This window comes from Agrobacterium sp. CNPSo 3708, from assembly GCF_028674915.1.
Lineage (GTDB): Bacteria > Pseudomonadota > Alphaproteobacteria > Rhizobiales > Rhizobiaceae > Agrobacterium > Agrobacterium cavarae.
The window spans coordinates 374,429-393,639 of the sequence record NZ_JAQZSF010000003.1; the positions used below are offsets into that span (position 1 = coordinate 374,429).

Here is a 19,211-nt window from a genome sequence, read left to right on the forward strand (position 1 = left end):
GACGTCACGCGTCCCGCCTTGTCCATTTCCTGCCGGTACCAAAGTGCAGGCTCCATCCTCCAATATCGCCATATTCTCATAAACGCGCTACGATCCTTTCTTCCACGGGAGGAAGGATCATGAGCAAGAATACGGTCTGTATCTGGTACGACAAAGACGCCGAGGCTGCGGCACGGTTCTATGCCGAGACTTTTCCGGACAGTTCGGTTGGCGCAGTTACGCGTGCGCCGGGCGATTATCCGAGTGGCAGCCAAGGTGACGTTTTGGTGGTGGAATTCACCGTCGCAGGAATTCCCTGCATCGGCCTGAATGGTGGCCCGACCTTCAAACACAGCGAAGCTTTTTCTTTCCAGATCGCAACCGACGATCAGGAGGAGACCGACCGCTACTGGAACGCCATCGTTGGCAATGGCGGGCAGGAAAGTGAGTGCGGCTGGTGCAAGGACCGGTGGGGCATTTCCTGGCAGATCACGCCGCGCACGCTGCTCGAAGCGTTGGCTGCAGGCGGCCGGGAGGCCAAGCGCGCCTTCGCGGCGATGATGACGATGAAGAAAATCGATGTGGCAAGGATCGAGGCTGCGCGCCGCGGCGACTGACCCTTGTCACCGGTATCGGCCTAAGATGATGTGCTTCAGAGGTGTTTCCAATTTGTTAACCATATTGGTTAACACTCTCTCAAGCACCATGCTTCGGTGCATTCCAGAGCATCGCATTACAAAGGCTCTGACATCTCGGGGTCACCATGACAGTCATCACATTCGCCAACACAAAGGGTGGGGCCGGCAAGACCACTGCGGTTCTTCTGCTCGCAACGGAACTGGCCCGCACAGGCCACCGCGTCACCGTTCTCGATGCCGACCCGCAGCTTTGGATTTCGCACTGGTTTGAAATCTCCGGCTCGATCAACAATCTCAGCGTCATATCAAACGTGACGATGGCCTCGCTGGAAGGCCATATCCGTGAGAACCGGTCCAATACCGACTGTTTCATCATCGATCTGCCTGGCACCAAGAGCCCGCTCTTGACGATGGCGCTCGGCATTTCAGATCATGTACTGATCCCTGTGCAGGGTTCCGCCATGGACGCCCGTGGTGCAGCGGAGGTGCTTGACCATCTGGCATTTCTCGACGCGAAGATGGGCCGAAAGATCGATCATTCCGTCGTGCTGACGCGCGTCAACGCCATGGTCAGCACGCGTGCGCTGCTTCAGGTGAAGATGCTGCTCGAAAGCCGCAACGTGCGTGTGCTCAACACACCGATTGCCGAACGTGCTGCCTTCCGCGACATCTTCGACCACGGCGGCACGATTGCCGCGCTCGACTGTCAGAAGGTCAGCAATGTCGACAAGGCGCTGGAGAATGTGCGGCTCTTCGCTACCGAGGTGCTGGCTCTTCTCCCGGCACGTGTCGTTCGTTCTGGCCGGGATTTCAGGTTCGGCCGCAGGGCTGCATGATAGGCAACTGCGATGCAAGCTAGGGCGCTCACCGTCCTGGTTTGCCGTGCCCCTGTTATGATCGCTTCCACGACAACGGGGGTACTCTGACTTACGCCACGTCCCTTTGCTGGGCTGCGAGATGATAGGGCTTCACCAGACAATCTGCAGGAATGCCCCATTCCTTATGAAGCTTATAGATCATGTCTACGGTCAGGGCGCGCTTCTTGTTCAGCACTTCAGATGCGCGAGAGCGGGAGCCGAAAAGCGCGCCGAGATCCGACTGTGTCCGCCCGGTCATCTCCATATGCGACCTTATTAACTCCACCGGTTCAGGCGCATCGATCGGGTAGTACGTATCTTCATAGGCCTCTATGAGAGCCGCCAGAATATCGAAGCGTTCCCCTTCAGGCGTTCCCCGTTCCGGCGGATTATCGAAGTAGGGTGAGACCTCGGCAATGGCCCATGCGAGGTCATCATTGTTCCTGATGGCGCGAATGTTATCCATTACACTGTCTCCGGGTTGATTTTGTCATATTCCTTGTGGGTGCCGATGAATTTTATCAGGACCCGTTTATACGCATAAGCAACATGCACGATCAGTCGATATTTGTTTCCCGCGATGTCGAATATGATCCTGTTGTCCGAAACAAAATCGACCGTAGCGCCAAATGCGGCCTTTACATCCGAGGGGCCAGTCCAGTCCGCTTTGCTGACAATTGCATGCCACGTCCTCAGCGGAGTTTCAGCTTGGGAGTGTTGCTCCCAAAAGGCCTTCAACGTCGATTTGGCGATGATCTGCATGCATCACCATGTAACACAAAGGGCACGCTCGGGCAAGAAAATTCCCAAATCGGGAACGTTCTGTGGCGTTTTTGACAAGGGGAATTCTCTGTGAGGAGGCCGTTCCATGACGAAGGCTGAAAACTTTTGCTTGATTTGGAAACGATCATTTCCTATATCTCGATCCATGACAGAGATTGCCTCCTCGCCATTACCCAATCGCCAGCGCGGCCGACCGCGCGAGTTCGATGTCGATGCCGCTATCGACAGGGCGATTGGTGTGTTTTCCGAGCGTGGCTTCCATGCGACCTCGGTGGGCGATCTGACGGAGGCGATGGAACTGACGCAGGGTAGTCTCTACAAGGCGTTCAAGGACAAGAAGGATATCTATATCGCTGCGGTCGAGCGCTACAAGCTGGTGCAGACGAAGCGGTTCGAGGCCAAGGTGCAGGCCGGGGAAAACGGCCGCGAGAGGCTGAGGGCGGCGATGGAGTTTTATGCCGGCAACTCGGCGGGCTCGTCCGGTGAACAGGGCTGCCTGATCGTCGGGGCTGCCGCCGATCTGGCGTCGCTGGATGCCGATGTGGCGCGCGTGGTGAGGAGCGCCATCGAGGCGCGCGAGAAGATACTGGCCCGCCTTGTGCGGGAAGGGCAGGCGGATGGCTCTGTTACGGGTCGGGGCGATGCGGACGTTCTGGCCAAGACGGCACTCTGCTTGCTGTATGGAATGCGGGTTGTCGGCAAGACCGGCCCCTCACGGGAGGATATGTCGTCGGTCGTGGATGCCGCCATGCGGATTTTCGATTGATCTTTTGTTTAATTTGGAAATGGTTGTTTCCTAATTTGGAGTGACGTTATGGCTTTGAAAGCTGTCGACACGAATGAAACGGCGGCAGAGACGATGTCGTCCGCCATGATCTCCTTGCTGGCGAGCGCCTGTGGGCTCGTGGCAGCGAACATCTATTATGCGCAGCCCTTGGCGGGCGTGATCGGCCCTGAACTCGGCCTGTCAGCGGCAGCGACTGGATTGATCGTGACTCTGACCCAGATCGGCTATGGTCTTGGCCTTCTGTTCGTCGTGCCGCTCGGCGATCTGGTGGAAAATCGCAAGCTGATCGTCGGCACCGTTACGACTGCGGTTCTGGCTCTGATTGCCGCGGCGCTCGCGCCGCATGCCGGCCCCTTTCTGTTTGCAATGTTCCTCGTCGGCGTCAGTTCGGTGGCTGTACAGATGATCGTGCCCTTCGCTGCGCATATGACGCCGGCTGCGATCCGCGGACGGGTCGTCGGCAATGTCATGAGCGGCTTGATGGTCGGCATCATGCTGGCGCGCCCGGTCTCCAGTGTTCTCTCGCAGTTTGTTTCCTGGCGTGGCGTCTTCCTGGTCTCTGCTGTAGCGATGGGTATTCTGGCGATGGTGCTCTACCGGCAGCTGCCACGGCGCATGCCGGACGCGAAGCTGCCCTATCGCGCGCTTCTGGCATCCATGGCGGAGCTTGCGCGCACGACACCGATCCTGCAGCGGCGGTCTGCCTATCAGGCAGCGATGTTTGGCGCCTTCAGCCTGTTCTGGACGACCACGCCGCTTTATCTGAGCGGCCCGGCTTTCCAACTGACGCAGGGACAAATCGCGCTCTTTGCCTTGGCGGGTGCGGCCGGTGCGATTGCGGCTCCCATCGCTGGACGTGTCGCGGATCGCGGCTGGACATGGGGGGCAACGCTCTTTGCGCTCATCACGGCTGCGACGTCTTTCCTCGTCACCCATATCGCGCCGGAAGGATCCCGTCTGTCTCTGGCGCTGCTGGTCGTCGCCGCCATCATCCTGGACTTTGCCGTCACCACCAATCTGGTGCTGAGCCAGCGTGCCATCTTTGCGCTCGGCGCAGAGTTCCGCAGCCGCCTCAACGGCGTCTTCATGGCAACCTTCTTCATGGGCGGTGCGGTCGGATCGGCGCTTGGCGGCTGGGCCTATTCCCACGGACAGTGGACAGCGGCGTCCTGGCTGGGTTTCGCCTTGCCGGTCATGGCTCTCGGCTTCTTCCTGACAGAGCGGAGAAGTGAGCAGCGGGCAGTGAGAGTGGGCTGAGGCTTCGGCTGGTCTCGATCATCTGCTGAGTCAAACGAGCCGCTCAAACGAAAAATCCCCGGCCATGACCTAGCCGGGGATTTTTGCTGAGCGGAACCGGATACTACTCGGCAAATTCTACCACGACACCGGGGCGGACCATCTTGGCAAGCTCCGTGGCATCCCAGTTGGTCAGGCGGATACAGCCATGGCTGTTGGTCTTGCCGATCTTCGAAGGTTCCGGCGTCCCATGGATGCCGTAGGTAGGTTTGGAAAGCGCGATCCATACCGTCCCTACGGGGCCGTTCGGCCCTGGCGGGATCTGCAGGATCTGGGTGTTCTGGCCTTGCTGGAAGTTGATCTTCGGGTTGTAGGTATAGCCCGGATTGAGCGCGATACGCTCTACCGTATGGGTGCCGCTCGGGGACGGCGTGTCCGAAGACCCGATGGTCGCCGGATAGGCGGCGATCAGCGTGCCGCCCTCATCGTACGCGAAGACCTGCTTGATGCCCTTATGCGCCACGATGCGCGCGACCTGGCCCTTCTTTGGTTCACCCGGATTGGCAACCTTGATGATCGTGCCGGGAACGGTGAAATCAACGCCGGGGTTGAGTTCCTTCAGATAGGTCTCGTCCATGTGGAATCGCTCGGCTAGCGCTTCCGTGGTGGACGTGTAGGACATGGCGGGAAGCTCAGCCTTGGCGGCATAGTCATCCGGGATGGAAGCGACATAGGGGCCTGCCGCATCTGCTGCGGTGATCGTGTAGTCGACGATCGCCATGCCGCCGCTGTTACGAAGACGCTCGAGAATGTCGTCGGTGTTGTTCGGGTCCAGCCGCTCGCCGGTCATCTCCTGCCACGCGGAAATGGCCTTGTTGACGTTGTCACCCATCTTGCCGTCGATGACGCCGGGCGAAATGCCCTCGCGGTCGAGAAAGACTTGAAGAGCGACGATTTCCTGGCGTGAGCGGTTGACCGGTGCGGTGACCGGCTGGTTACGCTCGATCAGATGATCCGGCTGTGGCACGGCGGCTGTCGTGCTCTCGCCCGGCATCGGCTGGCTCAGAGGGCCGCTTTCGACATCGCCGCGCTGGGGCTCGACCGAGCCGGTATAGACATCGTCGCCGATGCCATCATTGCGAAACTCGCGGTAGTCGCGGTACTGGCCGTTACCCTGTTGAAGGCGCTGATTCTCCTGATAGCCATAACTGCGGCGCGGCTGTTCAGGCTCGCGGTATCCGCCGGGCGGCGGGGGATAATAGGTGTCGGGTTCGCTGTAGTAGGGATCTCGCTGCGCCTGGTAAGGGTCGCGCGGCGCCTGCCGCTGCTGTTGAGCGCCGCCCGGCATCTGCGTGCCGACGAGGTTGCCATAGCGGTCGTAATAGACGGTGCGGCCCATGCGGTCCCGGCTGATGACCACATCATTCGGGTTCGGCAGATAGTCGAGAACGGTGCCGTCTGGCGCGACCAGGACGCCCTGTTCCTGAGTGACATAGCGCTGCTGTGCGGAGGCGTGCGACGGTGCAAGCACCGGCGATGCTGCGACTGCCAGACAGAACACGGCGTTAAGAAAAAGTTTCACGTTCTTGCGATCCCTTGGGTTAGTCCCAATAAACACACGGTAATCTTGACCCTATTGTGAAAAAGGTGAATTCGCGGTTAATGCAATCTTAATTTCTGGCCCTTGCGATCGCTTTTGCGTGAACTTGCGTCAATAGCATCACAGATATTACGTATTCGCGCGGGACAAGCCTCATTCGAAGGCGTCATAGACATGCGTGGGAGAAGCCGCTGATGAAAGAGTTCAAAGCCGGAAAGTCGCCGTCGATTTTCCTTGACGAGACCTCCGTTCTCGATATCGGCCCCTGCATCGTCGATGGTGTGAACATCGCGCCCGAGCGCGCCATTCCAGACGATGGCGACCCGCGTATCGATCATTCGCTCGAAGGGTTTTTGTTCACCTGTGGTCCAGACCATATTCGTCATCCGCAGCTCATTCCGGGTGATGCGAGCGGGCGAAAGTTCCCCCTGCATGGCTCCTTCTCCTCTCATCCGGCCGAGATCACGCGCTGGTCCGTATCGGATGGTAATGCCGAAGCGGCGGCGCAGGTTCCTGTCTCGCTCGCAGAGGGCGGGACAGCGCTCCTGGAGCGGGTCTGGCGAATCGATGGTGCAAGCGGTGAGGTGAGCCTTGAGGACCGGGTGACCAACACCAGCGATCATGCTCGTCCGACATTCCTCATGTATCACATGAACGTTGCGGCGAAGCTGTTTGACGATGCGGTGCGGCTTGAGGGCGCGTCTTTTGACGGCGGTGGCTTCGGTTGGCGCTTCGGAGACGAGCCGGGCAGCGTCTTTTGTGTGCCGGCGCAGGGAGAAAATGGCTGGGCGACGCTAACACTTGGGCCGATGGCATCCATTGGTGGGCGGCGCCTGAAAGTCTCGTTTCGGACCGACACACTCCCCTATCTGCAGATGTGGCGAAACCAGAAGGCGCCGGCCAATGTGCTTGGCATAGAGCCGGTCTCACATCGCTGGGTGGACCGGGCCGAGTTGGAAAGAGCAGGCGAGTTCAATATGTTGCAGCCGGGTGAAAGCCGCAGCTATGGTTTGCGCTTTTCTATTCTCTCAACGGCTGTTTAATTGAAAAAGCCTGTCATTGACGCATCCGGCTCAACCCCTTACATCGGATACGGATTTTGCGAAATGGCGGGGCTTTGGGTCCCGCAATGCCGTCACCTTCGGAGGATAGAAGATGGATATCAGACGCATCGATGACGATTACTCCGTAACCGGCCAAATCAGCGTGGCCGATCTCGATGAGGTGAAGGCGCTCGGTTTCAAATCCATCGTTTGTCACCGTCCCGATGACGAGGAAGAAGGCCAGCCGCGTTTTGCCGATATCGCCGAACGGGCTGAAGAGCTCGGCCTGACGATCATGCATGTGCCGGTTGGTCGCTTCGGAGTCGATCCGGATGCGGTTAGCGGCATGGTGGATGCGCTGGACGAATTGCAGCGCCCGATGCTCGGCTATTGCCGTTCGGGTGCGCGCTCCACCGCTATTTACGAAAAGACCCATCATCTGCGCGGTTGATCCTGCGCCGTTTATCTAGAGCCTACCAAACAGGAGTATTTCCATGAGCATCAAGCGTATCGAACCCGGCAAGCGCATGAGCGGTGCCGTCGTTCACGGCAACACCGTCTACCTCGCAGGCCAGGTCGGCGAGGGCACCTCCGTGACCGAACAGAGCAAGTCTGCTTTGGCTGAAGTCGATCGCCTGCTGGCTCTGGCCGGCTCCGACAAGTCGAAGATCCTGCAGACGATCATCTACCTCTCTGATATGTCCACATTCGGTGAGATGAACGCCGTCTGGGAAGGCTGGATCGACCCGGCCAACCCACCGGCGCGCGCCACCAGCGAAGCAGCCCTTGCAACGCCGGACTATAAGGTCGAGTTCATCGTCACCGCCGCGATCTGATCATCAGCGATAGTGTTTTGAAAGCCGGTCCTTAGGGCCGGCTTTTTTGTTGGGTGAGAGCGTGGGAAACGAAAAAAACGTTTCATCCGAATCTCTTAGCTGTATCACTTCGCAGATTGAGTCAGTGCCTTGGCAAGTTGATTCAAGTCGGTGACCCGCTCGGCAAACCACAGTCTTGCCAGATCCTGTGACGAGGCCAGATTGACGCCGTCAGGATCGATCGAGGTGACCTTCCATGCCCCGGGCTTCCTACCGGCCATGACGGCGAGCCTTGAGGCTTCGCCCTTGATCGCGTTGATGTGGGCTATCTCGTGGTCGACCGCAGCGATCAAACTGTCTGCGCCGGTCAAATCCGTGCGCAGGTTGTCGGCGGTGATGTTGCTGGCGTTGCGCGCAGGGCCGCCATTGATTTGCACGCCGTCAATCCTCATCCGGTAAAGCTGGGTGTCCGGTAAACCGAGGTAGAGCTTGGCCTTTGGGTAGCGTGCGATATAGCGCGCCTTGGCAAGTGGTGTTTCCGCGTCGCTCATCAGTTCGGCCCGGCCGACCAATGTCAGACGAGGCAAGGTAAGGGCGTCGCCCTTGTTAAAGGGAGCAAGCACCAGCGAGATGCGGGGATCAGCCTCGATGTTTCGCGCATGAAGCGCCAGGCGCGCGGCGAAGAAGAACGGCGTTCCATCCGGCTCGACGGCGATGTTGGTGGCGGTATTGTAGGGGTAGCCGCTTGCGGGATCGAGAGTTGCCAGACCGCAGGTTCGGGATGTCAGCAGCACATCGCGTGCCACCCGGATGGCTTCGAAGGGAGCACCGGCCGAAGCTTCGATCTTGGCATTGCGGGGTGTGATGACCGGGATTTTGCTGTTGTGCATGGCAGTCCGTGACGTCCTGTGCTTGTGTCCTACGTTGGACCAGTCTTAAATTCTTATGCACTCTCTGCACAATTTGCATTCCCCGATCATACGCAAGAAGCGAAGCGAATGATAAGAGGCACTACCCGCAAAATGCGCAATACGTTCAAGTGGTGAAGGACATGCCAACCTGGGTTGCAACTCTCTTAGCTCTAAATGCACTTGCGGGTTTAATGCCGTTTTTCTACGCGCGGAAACTTGGTCGCAAAGAAGGTGCACCTGGTGAGGCTATGCCGAGGTGGTTCGGAGGGTTCCGTGGTTACCATCGGGTGGCCAGCATGCTGCGGAAGCATTCCCAAAACGGAGATCGGTGGGCGCTGACGGCCTACTGGATCTATTGCTGCAGCTTTGTCATTGTACCAGCTACGATCGCATTGCTTTTCATTCAGGACCAGTGGTCGCGCTGATCTTCTTGCAACGCGACCAATGTTTCGATCCCGACGAAAGATATTGTCCTCAGCTCTTGTTCCTGATCTGCGTCAGCGTGCGGGCAGGGGTAATGGCTTCTGCGTCGAGCTTGATCTCGATGATGGCCGCTTTGCCGCTGGCGCGTGCGCGTTCGAAGGCAGGACCAAAGTCTTCGGTCTTTTCCACCAACTCCCCATGTCCGCCGAAGGCTTGGGCATAGGCGACGAAGTCCGGGTTGACGAGATCGGTGGCGCTGACTCGGCCGGGATATTCCCGCTCCTGGTGCATACGGATCGTGCCATAGGTGCCGTTGTTGACGAGCACAGTGATGATCGGCAGGCCGTAGCGCACGGCGGTGATGAATTCCTGCCCATGCATCATGAAGCAGCCATCACCCGCAAAGCAGATGACTTCTCGTTCCGGGAAGAGGTGTTTTGCCGCAACGGCTGCGGGCAGGCCATAGCCCATGGAGCCGGAGGTGGGCGCGGCTTGCGTGTTGAAGCGGCGGAAGCGGTGGAAGCGGTGGACCCATGTGGCGTAGTTGCCGGCGCCATTGGTGAAGATCGCATCCTCCGGCACATTGGCCTCGATCCAGTCCATGATCGGCCCCATCTGCACGTTGCCGGGACCGGTCTTGGGGGGTGTGGACCATTTCAGATAGGCCTCGTGCATGGCAGAAGTGCGTTCTTCCCAGGCTGGGTTTGCATCCATTTTGAGCTCTGCCAGAGCTTCGACGAAGTCCTCCGGCGCGGCGCAGATGGCGAGATCCGGGCGATAGATGCGGCCAAGCTCCTCGGCCTCTGGGAAGACATGGACCAGCGTCTGCGACGGGTAGGGGATGTCCAGCATGGTGTAGCCGGAGGACGGCATTTCCGACATGCGGGCGCCGACAAGCACGATGAGATCGGACTCCTTGATCTCCTTCGACAGCGCCGGATTGATGCCGATGCCCACATCGCCCGCATAGGAGGCGCTCGTGTGATCGAAGAGCATCTGGCGGCGGAAGGAGCAGCCGACCGGCACCTTCAGGCCTTCGGCGAAGTGCTTGAATAAGGTGACGGCCTCTTCCGACCAACGCGTGCCGCCGAGGATGAACATCGGGCGCTTGGCGTTTGCGAGCAGTTCAGTGAACTTCTCCATCTGCTTGCGGCCGGGATGGTTTTCGACCGGCGTGTATGCTTTGGCTTCGGGCGCTTCGACCTCTTCCACCAGCATATCTTCGGGCAGTGTCAGCACGACTGGGCCGGGGCGGCCGGATGTTGCAACCGCAAAGGCGCGTGTGACGAATTCGGGGATACGGCGTGCATCGTCGATCTCGCCGACCCATTTGGCGAATTCGGTGAAGGCGCGGCGATATTCGACTTCCTGGAAGGCTTCGCGCTCGCGTGCGTCGCGCTGCACCTGGCCGACGAAGAGGATCATCGGGATCGAATCCTGTCTTGCGACGTGCAGGCCGGCGGACGCATTGGTGGCGCCTGGACCGCGTGTGACCATGCAGATGCCGGGTTCGCCGGTCAGGCGGCCCCAGGTGTCGGCCATCATCGCGGCGCCGCCTTCCTGGCGGCAGACGACGGTCTCGATGCCGCTTTCATAAAGCGCATCCAGAACCGCCAGATAGCTTTCGCCTGGCACGCAGGAGACGCGCGATACGCCATTGGCTTTCAGCGCCTCGACAATCAGCTGCCCGCCGGTTCTTTTTCCCAAAGTCGTCATTGCGCGATGTTCCTTTCGATATCGTCCAGTTCGGCCAGAACTTCGGCCTGATGTTCTCCAAGGCGCGGGCTTGGACGGGTGTAGCGCAGCGGCGTTTCCGAGAGCACGATCGGCGTGCGGACGCCGGGGATGACCGTGCCATCGGCGGCTTCCAGATCGATGCGAAGACCGCGTGCCTGAACCTGCGGATCGGCAAACATTTCCTCAATGGAGTTTATCGGGCCTGCCGGAACCGCATTGCTTTCGCAGGCGGTCAGAAGATCCCGCTTCATCCATTTCAGCGTCTCGGTGGAAACGATCTGCCGGACGTCCAGCTTGTGCGCCACGCGCGCTTTGTTGGTGGCGTAGCGCTCGTCATCGGCAATCGCCTCGATGCCGAGGATCTTGCAGAGGCGCTTGAACTGACCGTCATTGCCGACGGCAAGAATGAGGAAGCCATCGGCTGTCGGCACCACCTCATAGGGGGAGATGTTCGGGTGCGCATTGCCGAGCCTGACGGGCGGCTTGCTCGAGATCAGGTAGTTCATGTTCTGATTGGCGAGCACGGCGGACTGCACGTCCAGCAGCGCCATATCGATGTGCTGACCCTGGCCGGTTCTGAGGGTGTGGATCAGGGCTGCCTGAATGGCGGTGACGGAATAGATGCCGGTGAAGATATCGGCAACGGCCACGCCCGCCTTCATCGGCTGGCCGTCCGGTTCGCCAGTGATCGACATGAAGCCGGACATGCCCTGGACGATGTAATCGTAACCGGCAAAATCCGCATATGGTCCCGTCTGGCCGAAACCGGTAATGGAGCAGTAGATCAGCTTCGGGTTCAGTGCGCGAAGGCTCTGGTAATCCAGGCCATATTTCTCCAACCCGCCGCGTTTGAAGTTCTCGATCACTACGTCGGCGGTCTTGACCAGGCGCCGCACGATCTGGCGGCCTTCCTCGGTCTTGAGGTCTACAGTGATGGAGCGTTTGCCGCGATTGGTCGAGTGGTAATAGGCGGCCGAGAGGTTGTCGCCATCCTGGCTTTCGACGAAGGGCGGTCCCCAGGCGCGGGTATCGTCGCCACCATCCGGGCTTTCCACCTTGATGACATCGGCACCCATATCGGCAAGCATCTGGCCCGCCCATGGGCCTGCCAGAACGCGGGCAAGTTCGATGACACGAATGCCCTTTAGGGGCGGCTCTTTCGAGGATGACGGTTCGACCATGAGTTACCTTGCGCTTTCCCGAGCCTTATAGACGGGCGGGTTGAGGCGCGCATGTGAATTTATCTCATGGCCTTATTCCGTTTGGGAAACGACGCTGTTCTTGCCCGTGGTCACTCTTGCAGCCCAGGCCGCGAAATCCGCAGCAGGCTTTTCCCAGCCGATCTCATTCAGCGTCTCGTGGCGCATGCCCGTGTAGATCTTGTCTTCCACATCCGAGAAGCCGGCATTGCGGAATTTCTCCGCCAGCCAGCGGATTTCTCGGCCGTCATTGGTCGCGGCGTCCTGGTCACCACTGACGAGCAGGATCGGAAGCTGCTTGGACAAGCGCTGGATCAGTTTCGGGCCGCGGTAGGACATTTCGAAGACATCCTGCCACAGCGAAACACTGGCCTCGAACTGGCAGAGCGGATCGCCGACATAGGCATCGACGGCCGCCTTGTCGTGGCTCAGCCAGTCGGCTGTGGTGCGCTTTTCCGGCATGCGCGCATTCCAGATGCGGAAGGTGGCTTTTGGCAGAACGGCGGACGGCACGTCGGAGCCCTTCAGCATTTTTTCGATGCGCAGAACAGCTTGCGCGAGGCGCCCCATCACGCCGGTGTTGAGGTTGGAGTTCCAGATGGAGAGTGCGTCAAAACGATCCGGGTGGCTGACGGCGGTGTTGAGTGCGATCAGTCCGCCCATGGAGTGACCGAAGAGAATGACGGGGAGGCCTGGATGGCGTTGCTCGACCAGATCGCGCATGGCGATGACGTCCTCGACGACCTTGTAGAGTCCGTCCCTGGAAGCGAAGCGCCCGATCGGTGCGTCCGCCGAGCGCGTGCGGCCATGGCCGCGATGGTCATGCGCATAGACCTCGAAGCCGTGATCGGCCATGAAATCGGCGAAGTGGCGATAACGCCCGGCATGATCGACAAGCCCGTGGCAGATCATCAGAACACCTTGCGGTTCGCCTCTGGCAGGTTCATGGCGATAGGCGAGCGTGGCGCCGGATGAGCTTTCCAGCCGCTCGATTTTGCCGAACATCAGATCGTCGCCCATGCGCTCTTCCACTTGCTTATTATTGGCCAAGAGGTTGCTCCTCAGCCCCGTTTACCTTACATAGCGGCAAATTTCCCAATCCGAATTTTCACATCCGACGCGGAGCATTCGCTACAATGGCACGCCAATTCATCTATCACATGTCCGGGCTGAACAAGTCCTATGGCGCGAAGAAGATTCTCGAGAACGTGAACCTCTCCTTCTACCCGGATGCCAAGATCGGTATTCTCGGGCCCAACGGTGCCGGTAAGTCCACCGTTCTGCGCATCATTGCCGGTCAGGACAAGGAATTCACGGGCGAAGCGTGGCTGGCCGAAGGCGCGACTGTCGGCTATCTGGAACAGGAGCCGAAGCTCGATCCCAACAAGAACGCCTTCGAAAACGTCATGGAAGGCGTTGCCGACAAGCAGGCCGTGCTCGACCGCTACAACGAATTGATGATGAACTATTCCGACGAGACCGCCGATGAAGGCGCCAAGCTCCAGGACATCATCGACAGCCAGAACCTGTGGGACCTTGAACAGCAGGTCGAAATGGCGATGGAAGCGCTGCGCTGCCCGCCTAAGGATTCCGACGTGACTGTTCTTTCGGGTGGTGAGCGTCGTCGTATCGCCCTTTGCCGTCTGCTGCTGTCGCAGCCGGACCTGCTGCTGCTCGACGAACCGACCAACCACCTCGACGCTGAAACGATCGCCTGGCTCGAAAAGCATCTGCGCGACTATCCCGGCGCCGTCATGATGATCACCCACGATCGCTACTTCCTCGATAACGTCACGGGCTGGATCCTCGAGCTCGACCGTGGCCGCGGCATTCCTTACGAAGGCAACTACTCCGCATACCTGATGGCCAAGGCCAAGCGCATGCAGCAGGAAGCGCGTGAAGAAGCCGGTCGCCAGAAGTCGCTGTCGCGCGAACAGGAGTGGATTGCATCCAGCCCGAAGGCCCGTCAGGCGAAGTCCAAGGCGCGTATCAAGGCCTACGAACAGCTGGTCGATGCGGCCGAGAACATTCGTCCCGGCGATGCGCAGATCATCATTCCTGTTTCCGAACGTCTCGGTCAGGTCGTCGTCGAACTCGAAGGTGTCAAGAAGGGCTTCGAAGGCCGCACGCTGATCAACGATTTGTCGATCAAGCTGCCGCCAGGTGGCATCGTCGGCATCATCGGCCCGAACGGTGCCGGTAAGTCGACGCTCTTCAAGATGATCACCGGCCAGGAAAAGCCGGATGCCGGTTCGATCCGCATTGGTGAAACGGTTCATCTCGGCTATGTCGACCAGAGCCGCGATGCTCTCGATGCCGACAAGACCGTCTGGGAAGAAATTTCCGGCGGCGCGGAAATCATCAAGCTCGGCAAGTTCGACATGAACAGCAGAGCCTATTGCGGCGCCTTCAACTTCAAGGGCGGCGATCAGCAGCAGAAGGTCGGCAATCTCTCCGGTGGTCAGCGCAACCGCGTTCACCTTGCCAAGATGCTGAAGGCCGGCGGCAACGTTCTTCTCCTCGACGAACCGACCAACGACCTCGATACCGAAACGCTGGGTGCGCTGGAAAGCGCGCTGGAAGCGTTCGCCGGCTGCGCCATCATCATCAGCCACGATCGCATGTTCCTCGACCGTCTGGCCACGCACATCCTCGCTTTTGAAGGCGACGGTCATGTGGAGTGGTTCGAAGGCAACTTCGAAGATTACGAGCAGGACAAGGTCCGCCGTCTCGGTCCGGATGCGCTGAACCCCGGCAGCCAGGCGTACAAGCGCCTGACGCGTTAAGATCGGTTGCCGCTCAGCAATGAGGACGAGGCATCGGCGAAAGCCGGTGCCTTTTTTCTATTGATTTGCAACTCTTTGTTGCCGTCATCACGAAACTCGACCCGGGTTTACCAAATTTTATGCCGCACTCGCTTAGGTTGGGAAAGCACAGCATCAACCTTTCCCGCGCGGTCAAGATTTTCCAAATCGTGCGGCTCCGCTTTTTGAGGGACCCATGTTTTCTATCAGGAATATTCTTGTCGGTGCCTTTTTGCTTGTGAGCATTATGCTCTGCGGCATCGTCGGTTCTTTGACCTATTCGGCATACTCGCAATATAAGGTCAGCCAGTCGGTCAACGAGTTGGCAGACCTCGATCGCGCGCTATTCAACGTTCTGTTGAACTTTCGCAGCGAGCGCGGCGATAGTGCGACTGCTTTGACGATGTCGCGCGCCGCGGGCGCCACATCCTACGAATCCGTTCAGAAGGCGCGGGCTAAGGTCGATGCCGCGATCTCTCAAGCATTGGCTGGTAGCGAAACCGTGGCAACGCCAGAAATCGGTAGCGCCATGGCGACCACTCGCTCCATGTATGATAGGCTCGTTGCCCATCGAAAGAAGATTGACGAGGCCCTCACGCTTGAACTGGAGCAACGGGAAAAGGGCCTCGACAAGGTAACGCTCGATCTGGGTACGGAATTCCTCAATTCGCTTGAGGCGTCCTCGCTGGCAATCGAAGGTGAGATGCGCAATCTCGATCCAAGCTCGGTCGCGTTGATCCAGATCCGTGCCCAGGCGTGGGCCGCGCGTGCCCTGGGTGGTACCGGTACGGTGGTGATGAACGGCGCGATCGCTGCCAATCGTGGTTTGAACCCGGCCGAGGTAATCAGTGTCACATCGGCGGATGCAGGTGTCGATTTCGCCTGGAAGTCCGTTCGCGTCCTGATCAATCATCCCGATGTTGCTCAGACCTTGAAGGATGAGTTGGTCAAGGCCGACAATGGATATTTCAAGGGTGATTTTGCTGGCTGGCGTTCCGCAATCGTCAGCAAGCTGAAGGCCGGTGAGCCTGGCGGCGTCTCCATCGACGAATGGCGCCCGAAGGTCACGGCTGCGCTGGGCACGATTGCCTCGGTCGCTTCGCTTGCCATGGACGAACTGAACCGCGTCGCGATGGCGCATGAAGCAGCCTATCTGCAGTCCCTTATCTTCTACTTGGTGCTTCTCGTCGCTGCCGTGGCGATCGGCGTCGCTGGTATGGTCATCGTCGTCAACCGTGTGACGAAGCCAGTCTCTGCCCTGACCCGCAGCATGCGCCAGCTTGCTGACGGCGATCTTTCCGTTACGATCGACGGTGCGAGCCGCAACGACGAGATCGGCGGCATGGCGAGCTCCGTGGCGGTCTTCCGCGAAGCTGCGATCCGTAACAAGCAGTTGGAAGCAGAGGCCGAAGCCAATCGTGTTCGTTCGGAGAACGAGCGCGTGGCAATGCACCGGCAGGCGGAAGAAGAGGCCGAAGCACGACTGGTGCAGGCCACCGGCACCTTCGCTTCGGCCATGAAACGCCTTGCGGCGGGAGACATGCTTTGCGAAGTCAATGAGCCTCTCGCTGCACAGTTCGAGGGACTGCGCCACGATTTCAACACCTCGGTCCGCCAGTTGCGCGAAGCCCTGGTAAGCGTCGGGGGCTCTGTCGATACGGTCACCGGCGGCTCCAGGGAGATATCGGACGCGTCCGACGATCTTTCCAAGCGTACGGAACAACAGGCTGCTTCTCTAGAGGAGACGGCTGCTGCGCTCGAAGAGATCACGGCGAATGTGACGGCGACATCCAGACGCACGAATGAAGCCCGCGACGTGGTGCTCGAGGCCCGAAAGAAGGCCGATCATTCCGGTGAGGTCGTCGGCAACGCCGTTGCTGCGATGGAGCGGATCGAAGGGTCTTCGAAGCAGATCGGCCAGATCATCAGCGTCATCGACGAGATCGCGTTCCAGACGAACCTTCTGGCGTTGAACGCCGGTGTCGAAGCGGCACGCGCTGGCGAAGCGGGTAAGGGCTTTGCGGTCGTCGCGCAGGAAGTGCGCGAATTGGCGCAACGCTCCGCCAGTGCGGCCAAGGAGATCAAGCAGCTGATCAGCAACTCCGCCATCGCGGTCAGCGAAGGCGTTCGCCTCGTCAGCGATACCGGTTCGGGTCTTTCGCAAATTGCCGAGCTCGTACAGTCGGTCAATATCCACATGGACGCCATCGCCACTGCCGCGCAAGAGCAGTCTGTGGGGCTGGCCGAAGTCAATCACGCCGTCAACCACATGGATCAGGCTACCCAGCAGAACGCCGCGATGGTGGAGGAGATGAGTGCGTCTGGTGCCGCACTTGCGCAGGAAAGCATCAAGCTTAAGGAGCTTCTCTCGCAGTTCGAGCTTGGCCACGCCGCAAGCCAATTGCGCGGCATGGGCGAAACGATGCGTCACGCAGCATCTTCACGACCGGCGCCGCAGCCACAAGCTGCTCGCATGCGCTCGGCGCCGATGACGCATGGCAACGCAGCCGTCGCGGCAAATGAGTGGACCGAGTTCTGAAAGCGGCTCGCGTTCTAGGATAATGAGAGAGGCGGGAGATCATTCCGCCTCTCTTTTTTTGTGGAGCGGTCTCTGCTTTAGGATTGACCAGCAGCAATTTGCTTCCACTTGGAGAAGGTTAGCGTCCCGGGTATGTCTCTGCGAGGCTGATCTGGCAGGAGCGCGATATACTCCAGCGAGTGGCCATCGGGATCATCAAAGTAGACGCTGGCAGCCGGCATCCAGGGAAAGATGATGGGCTCTTCGATCTCCGATCCAGCACCGTCTCTTGGAGTGATGTCCTTGGAGCGCAGATAGTCGGAAGACTTCAGCAATTGCTCAAGGCTTGTTTGGAAAGCGATGTGCAGCCGGTTTCGCAGTGGAGAACTGTGTATGGACCATAGACCCAGCATAGAGGTCTCGCGGCCTGCAACCCAGAAGAACGCTACATTCCTTTCGGGTATGACATGCGCCAGCTCCAATCCGACGACATCGCGGTAGAAATCGATGGATCGATCAAGGTTTGAAACGGTGAAATGGGTTTCGTAGAGACCTTTGAGGGAAATCATGAGCGTACTCCTGGTTATGCGCCTGCTTCGAGGCTGCTTTTTGAGTTGCTCGCGTTGGTACGACCTCAACCATAGTTGAGGTCAAGGCATTCTTTGCAGATATTTCCAGTGGCGGAAAGCCGCTGATCTTGGTGGGAGAAATCCTTGGTGGCCGGCCAAGAGGTGTCCGGTCGTGGACGGAACATTTGGTGCTTGCTCTCCTCCACTGGTTTTCGAGTCTGGATGCAAGTCCAGTCTTGCATCTCTTTGCTAATCGTATAAAGATATCTTTATATGTTGATTGGATGAGGTTGCGGCTTTGGCGCTCGGGTTGGATAATCTGGTGGATCTGTTGAAGGCAGCGGGGGAGCCGACGCGCTTTCGCTTGCTGGCGCTGCTGTCTGCCGGTGACTTGACGGTGACCGACCTCACCGAAATTCTCGGTCAGTCGCAGCCGCGTATCTCGCGTCATCTCAAGCTTCTGGCCGAGGAAGATCTGATCGACCGCTATCAGGAAGGTGCCTGGGCTTACTTCCGCCTGAAGCAGGATGGCAAGTCTGCCGAACTCGTCAAGCAGTTGCTGTCGCTTGCGTCTTCTGCCGATGCCGTTTTGTCGCGGGACAATGAGCGACTTGCGGCCGTCAAGCGCGTGCGCGCAACGCGCGCGCAGGAATATTTCAGCCGTAACGCCTCTGCCTGGGACGAGCTTCGCCGCCTGCATGTCAGCGATGAGGCCGTCGATGCGGCACTTCTGAAGCTCATCGGTACGACACCGGTTGATTCGATGCTCGATCTCGGTACGGGCACTGGCCGTATCCTGCAGCTTCTCAGCGGCATTTATCGTCGCGCCATCGGCATCGATGCCAGCCGCGACATGCTGGCAGTTGCACGCTCCAATCTGGACAAGGTGGGTGTGGCACATGCCTCCGTGCGTCACGGCGATATTCTCAACCTGCCGCTCGAAGGCCAGGATTTCGATCTGGTCGTCGTCCACCAGGTTTTGCATTTTCTCGATCATCCGGAAATGGCGATTGCCGAGGCGGCGCGGATGCTGCGCCCCAATGGCCGTCTGGTGATCATTGATCTGGCGCCCCATTCGCTGGAATATCTGCGAGAAGAGCACGCGCATGTTCGCCTGGGCTTCTCAAACCAGACCATGGAAGAGTGGCTGAAGAAGGCCGGTCTCTCGCCGGAAAAGTCGGTGGACTTGCATTCCGGCAAGGCATCCGCCCAGTCGCTGGACGTCACCATCTGGGTTGCACGCGACCCGCGCCTGCTGATTGCCGGGGATCAATCCGCAGAGCCTCAATTCGTTTCCGCCGGGAGGGCATGA

General features: G+C 59.1%; 18 protein-coding genes. 10 read left to right on the forward strand and 8 right to left on the reverse strand.

What is annotated here, in order from left to right; translation table 11 throughout:
* Positions 1 to 119: 119 nt before the first annotated feature.
* Both PVA19_RS09250 and PVA19_RS09255 read left to right on the forward strand, forming a co-directional pair.
* Positions 120 to 596, forward strand: coding sequence for a VOC family protein (locus PVA19_RS09250; protein WP_274102155.1), 477 nt, complete (start codon positions 120 to 122; stop codon positions 594 to 596).
* Positions 597 to 742: 146 nt separating this feature from the next.
* The gene (locus PVA19_RS09255) at positions 743 to 1,453 is read left to right on the forward strand and encodes a ParA family protein (protein WP_062598612.1); all 711 of its coding nucleotides are present in this window, start codon (positions 743 to 745) and stop codon (positions 1,451 to 1,453) included.
* A 91-nt stretch (positions 1,454 to 1,544) separates the two neighbouring features.
* On the opposite strand, the gene PVA19_RS09260 is transcribed toward PVA19_RS09255, so the two are convergent.
* Together PVA19_RS09260 and PVA19_RS09265 are read right to left on the reverse strand one after the other, a co-directional pair.
* Entirely contained in the window at positions 1,545 to 1,940 is a 396-nt protein-coding gene (locus tag PVA19_RS09260) for a helix-turn-helix domain-containing protein (RefSeq protein ID WP_274102157.1), read from the reverse strand.
* Positions 1,940 to 2,236 (reverse strand): type II toxin-antitoxin system HigB family toxin, encoded by a 297-nt coding sequence (locus tag PVA19_RS09265; RefSeq protein ID WP_062426487.1) that lies wholly within the window; start codon positions 2,234 to 2,236, stop codon positions 1,940 to 1,942. The genes PVA19_RS09260 and PVA19_RS09265 overlap by 1 nt, the downstream gene beginning before the upstream one ends.
* Positions 2,237 to 2,402: 166 nt before the next feature.
* Here PVA19_RS09265 and PVA19_RS09270 point away from each other — a divergent pair, with 166 nt between their 5' ends.
* Positions 2,403 to 3,023 (forward strand): TetR/AcrR family transcriptional regulator, encoded by a 621-nt coding sequence (locus tag PVA19_RS09270; protein ID WP_112521416.1) that lies wholly within the window; start codon positions 2,403 to 2,405, stop codon positions 3,021 to 3,023.
* Positions 3,024 to 3,071: 48 nt separating this feature from the next.
* Positions 3,072 to 4,301, forward strand: coding sequence for an MFS transporter (locus PVA19_RS09275; protein WP_274102158.1), 1,230 nt, complete (start codon positions 3,072 to 3,074; stop codon positions 4,299 to 4,301).
* Between the two features lie 103 nt (positions 4,302 to 4,404).
* On the opposite strand, the gene PVA19_RS09280 is transcribed toward PVA19_RS09275, so the two are convergent.
* Positions 4,405 to 5,862: a L,D-transpeptidase family protein gene (locus PVA19_RS09280; protein WP_274102159.1), complete on the reverse strand. Its 1,458-nt coding sequence runs from the start codon at positions 5,860 to 5,862 to the stop codon at positions 4,405 to 4,407.
* A gap of 212 nt (positions 5,863 to 6,074) precedes the next feature.
* Between PVA19_RS09280 and PVA19_RS09285 the strand changes: the two genes are divergently transcribed.
* The 3 genes from PVA19_RS09285 to PVA19_RS09295 all read left to right on the forward strand — a co-directional run bounded on the left by PVA19_RS09285 (position 6,075) and on the right by PVA19_RS09295 (position 7,759).
* A complete protein-coding gene (locus PVA19_RS09285) occupies positions 6,075 to 6,923 on the forward strand; it encodes an aldose 1-epimerase family protein (RefSeq protein ID WP_274102160.1) in 849 nt (282 codons plus the stop codon).
* Between the two features lie 112 nt (positions 6,924 to 7,035).
* Positions 7,036 to 7,374 (forward strand): TIGR01244 family sulfur transferase, encoded by a 339-nt coding sequence (locus tag PVA19_RS09290; protein ID WP_062426491.1) that lies wholly within the window; start codon positions 7,036 to 7,038, stop codon positions 7,372 to 7,374.
* Between the two features lie 43 nt (positions 7,375 to 7,417).
* Positions 7,418 to 7,759, forward strand: a complete 342-nt coding sequence (locus PVA19_RS09295) for a RidA family protein (RefSeq protein ID WP_062440491.1) — start codon at positions 7,418 to 7,420, stop codon at positions 7,757 to 7,759.
* A 104-nt stretch (positions 7,760 to 7,863) separates the two neighbouring features.
* On the opposite strand, the gene PVA19_RS09300 is transcribed toward PVA19_RS09295, so the two are convergent.
* The 4 genes from PVA19_RS09300 to PVA19_RS09315 form a co-directional block, all read right to left on the reverse strand.
* Positions 7,864 to 8,628 carry a HugZ family pyridoxamine 5'-phosphate oxidase gene (locus tag PVA19_RS09300; protein WP_274102161.1) on the reverse strand — a complete coding sequence of 255 codons (765 nt, stop codon included), beginning with the start codon at positions 8,626 to 8,628 and terminating at the stop codon, positions 7,864 to 7,866.
* 495 nt (positions 8,629 to 9,123) lie between these two features.
* Complete coding sequence (locus tag PVA19_RS09305; RefSeq protein WP_274102162.1) at positions 9,124 to 10,788, reverse strand: thiamine pyrophosphate-binding protein; 1,665 nt, start codon at positions 10,786 to 10,788, stop codon at positions 9,124 to 9,126.
* Complete coding sequence (locus tag PVA19_RS09310; RefSeq protein ID WP_116492201.1) at positions 10,785 to 11,990, reverse strand: CaiB/BaiF CoA transferase family protein; 1,206 nt, start codon at positions 11,988 to 11,990, stop codon at positions 10,785 to 10,787. Before PVA19_RS09310 ends, PVA19_RS09305 begins: the two co-directional genes overlap by 4 nt.
* A 72-nt stretch (positions 11,991 to 12,062) precedes the next feature.
* On the reverse strand, positions 12,063 to 13,028 hold the full coding sequence (locus PVA19_RS09315; RefSeq protein ID WP_274102277.1) for an alpha/beta hydrolase: 966 nt from the start codon (positions 13,026 to 13,028) through the stop codon (positions 12,063 to 12,065).
* 116 nt (positions 13,029 to 13,144) lie between these two features.
* Between PVA19_RS09315 and ettA the strand changes: the two genes are divergently transcribed.
* A complete protein-coding gene (gene ettA / locus PVA19_RS09320) occupies positions 13,145 to 14,794 on the forward strand; it encodes an energy-dependent translational throttle protein EttA (RefSeq protein ID WP_274102165.1) in 1,650 nt (549 codons plus the stop codon).
* Positions 14,795 to 15,008: 214 nt separating this feature from the next.
* Positions 15,009 to 17,351, forward strand: a complete 2,343-nt coding sequence (locus tag PVA19_RS09325) for a methyl-accepting chemotaxis protein (protein ID WP_274102167.1) — start codon at positions 15,009 to 15,011, stop codon at positions 17,349 to 17,351.
* Positions 17,352 to 17,428: 77 nt separating this feature from the next.
* On the opposite strand, the gene PVA19_RS09330 is transcribed toward PVA19_RS09325, so the two are convergent.
* On the reverse strand, positions 17,429 to 17,899 hold the full coding sequence (locus tag PVA19_RS09330) for a VOC family protein (RefSeq protein ID WP_274102168.1): 471 nt from the start codon (positions 17,897 to 17,899) through the stop codon (positions 17,429 to 17,431).
* 298 nt (positions 17,900 to 18,197) lie between these two features.
* Here PVA19_RS09330 and PVA19_RS09335 point away from each other — a divergent pair, with 298 nt between their 5' ends.
* Complete coding sequence (locus PVA19_RS09335) at positions 18,198 to 19,211, forward strand: ArsR/SmtB family transcription factor (protein WP_274102169.1); 1,014 nt, start codon at positions 18,198 to 18,200, stop codon at positions 19,209 to 19,211.

What these genes read in the sequence shown, in the direction of transcription:
- PVA19_RS09250 (WP_274102155.1), top strand. Translation starts at nt 120, where the DNA reads ATGAGCAAGAATACGGTCTGTATCTGGTACGACAAAGACGCCGAGGCT.
- PVA19_RS09255 (WP_062598612.1), top strand. Translation starts at nt 743, where the DNA reads ATGACAGTCATCACATTCGCCAACACAAAGGGTGGGGCCGGCAAGACC.
- PVA19_RS09260 (WP_274102157.1), bottom strand. Translation starts at nt 1,940, where the DNA reads ATGGATAACATTCGCGCCATCAGGAACAATGATGACCTCGCATGGGCC.
- PVA19_RS09265 (WP_062426487.1), bottom strand. Translation starts at nt 2,236, where the DNA reads ATGCAGATCATCGCCAAATCGACGTTGAAGGCCTTTTGGGAGCAACAC.
- PVA19_RS09270 (WP_112521416.1), top strand. Translation starts at nt 2,403, where the DNA reads ATGACAGAGATTGCCTCCTCGCCATTACCCAATCGCCAGCGCGGCCGA.
- PVA19_RS09275 (WP_274102158.1), top strand. Translation starts at nt 3,072, where the DNA reads ATGGCTTTGAAAGCTGTCGACACGAATGAAACGGCGGCAGAGACGATG.
- PVA19_RS09285 (WP_274102160.1), top strand. Translation starts at nt 6,075, where the DNA reads ATGAAAGAGTTCAAAGCCGGAAAGTCGCCGTCGATTTTCCTTGACGAG.
- PVA19_RS09290 (WP_062426491.1), top strand. Translation starts at nt 7,036, where the DNA reads ATGGATATCAGACGCATCGATGACGATTACTCCGTAACCGGCCAAATC.
- PVA19_RS09295 (WP_062440491.1), top strand. Translation starts at nt 7,418, where the DNA reads ATGAGCATCAAGCGTATCGAACCCGGCAAGCGCATGAGCGGTGCCGTC.
- PVA19_RS09300 (WP_274102161.1), bottom strand. Translation starts at nt 8,628, where the DNA reads ATGCACAACAGCAAAATCCCGGTCATCACACCCCGCAATGCCAAGATC.
- PVA19_RS09305 (WP_274102162.1), bottom strand. Translation starts at nt 10,788, where the DNA reads ATGACGACTTTGGGAAAAAGAACCGGCGGGCAGCTGATTGTCGAGGCG.
- PVA19_RS09310 (WP_116492201.1), bottom strand. Translation starts at nt 11,990, where the DNA reads ATGGTCGAACCGTCATCCTCGAAAGAGCCGCCCCTAAAGGGCATTCGT.
- PVA19_RS09315 (WP_274102277.1), bottom strand. Translation starts at nt 13,028, where the DNA reads ATGGGCGACGATCTGATGTTCGGCAAAATCGAGCGGCTGGAAAGCTCA.
- ettA (WP_274102165.1), top strand. Translation starts at nt 13,145, where the DNA reads ATGGCACGCCAATTCATCTATCACATGTCCGGGCTGAACAAGTCCTAT.
- PVA19_RS09325 (WP_274102167.1), top strand. Translation starts at nt 15,009, where the DNA reads ATGTTTTCTATCAGGAATATTCTTGTCGGTGCCTTTTTGCTTGTGAGC.
- PVA19_RS09330 (WP_274102168.1), bottom strand. Translation starts at nt 17,899, where the DNA reads ATGATTTCCCTCAAAGGTCTCTACGAAACCCATTTCACCGTTTCAAAC.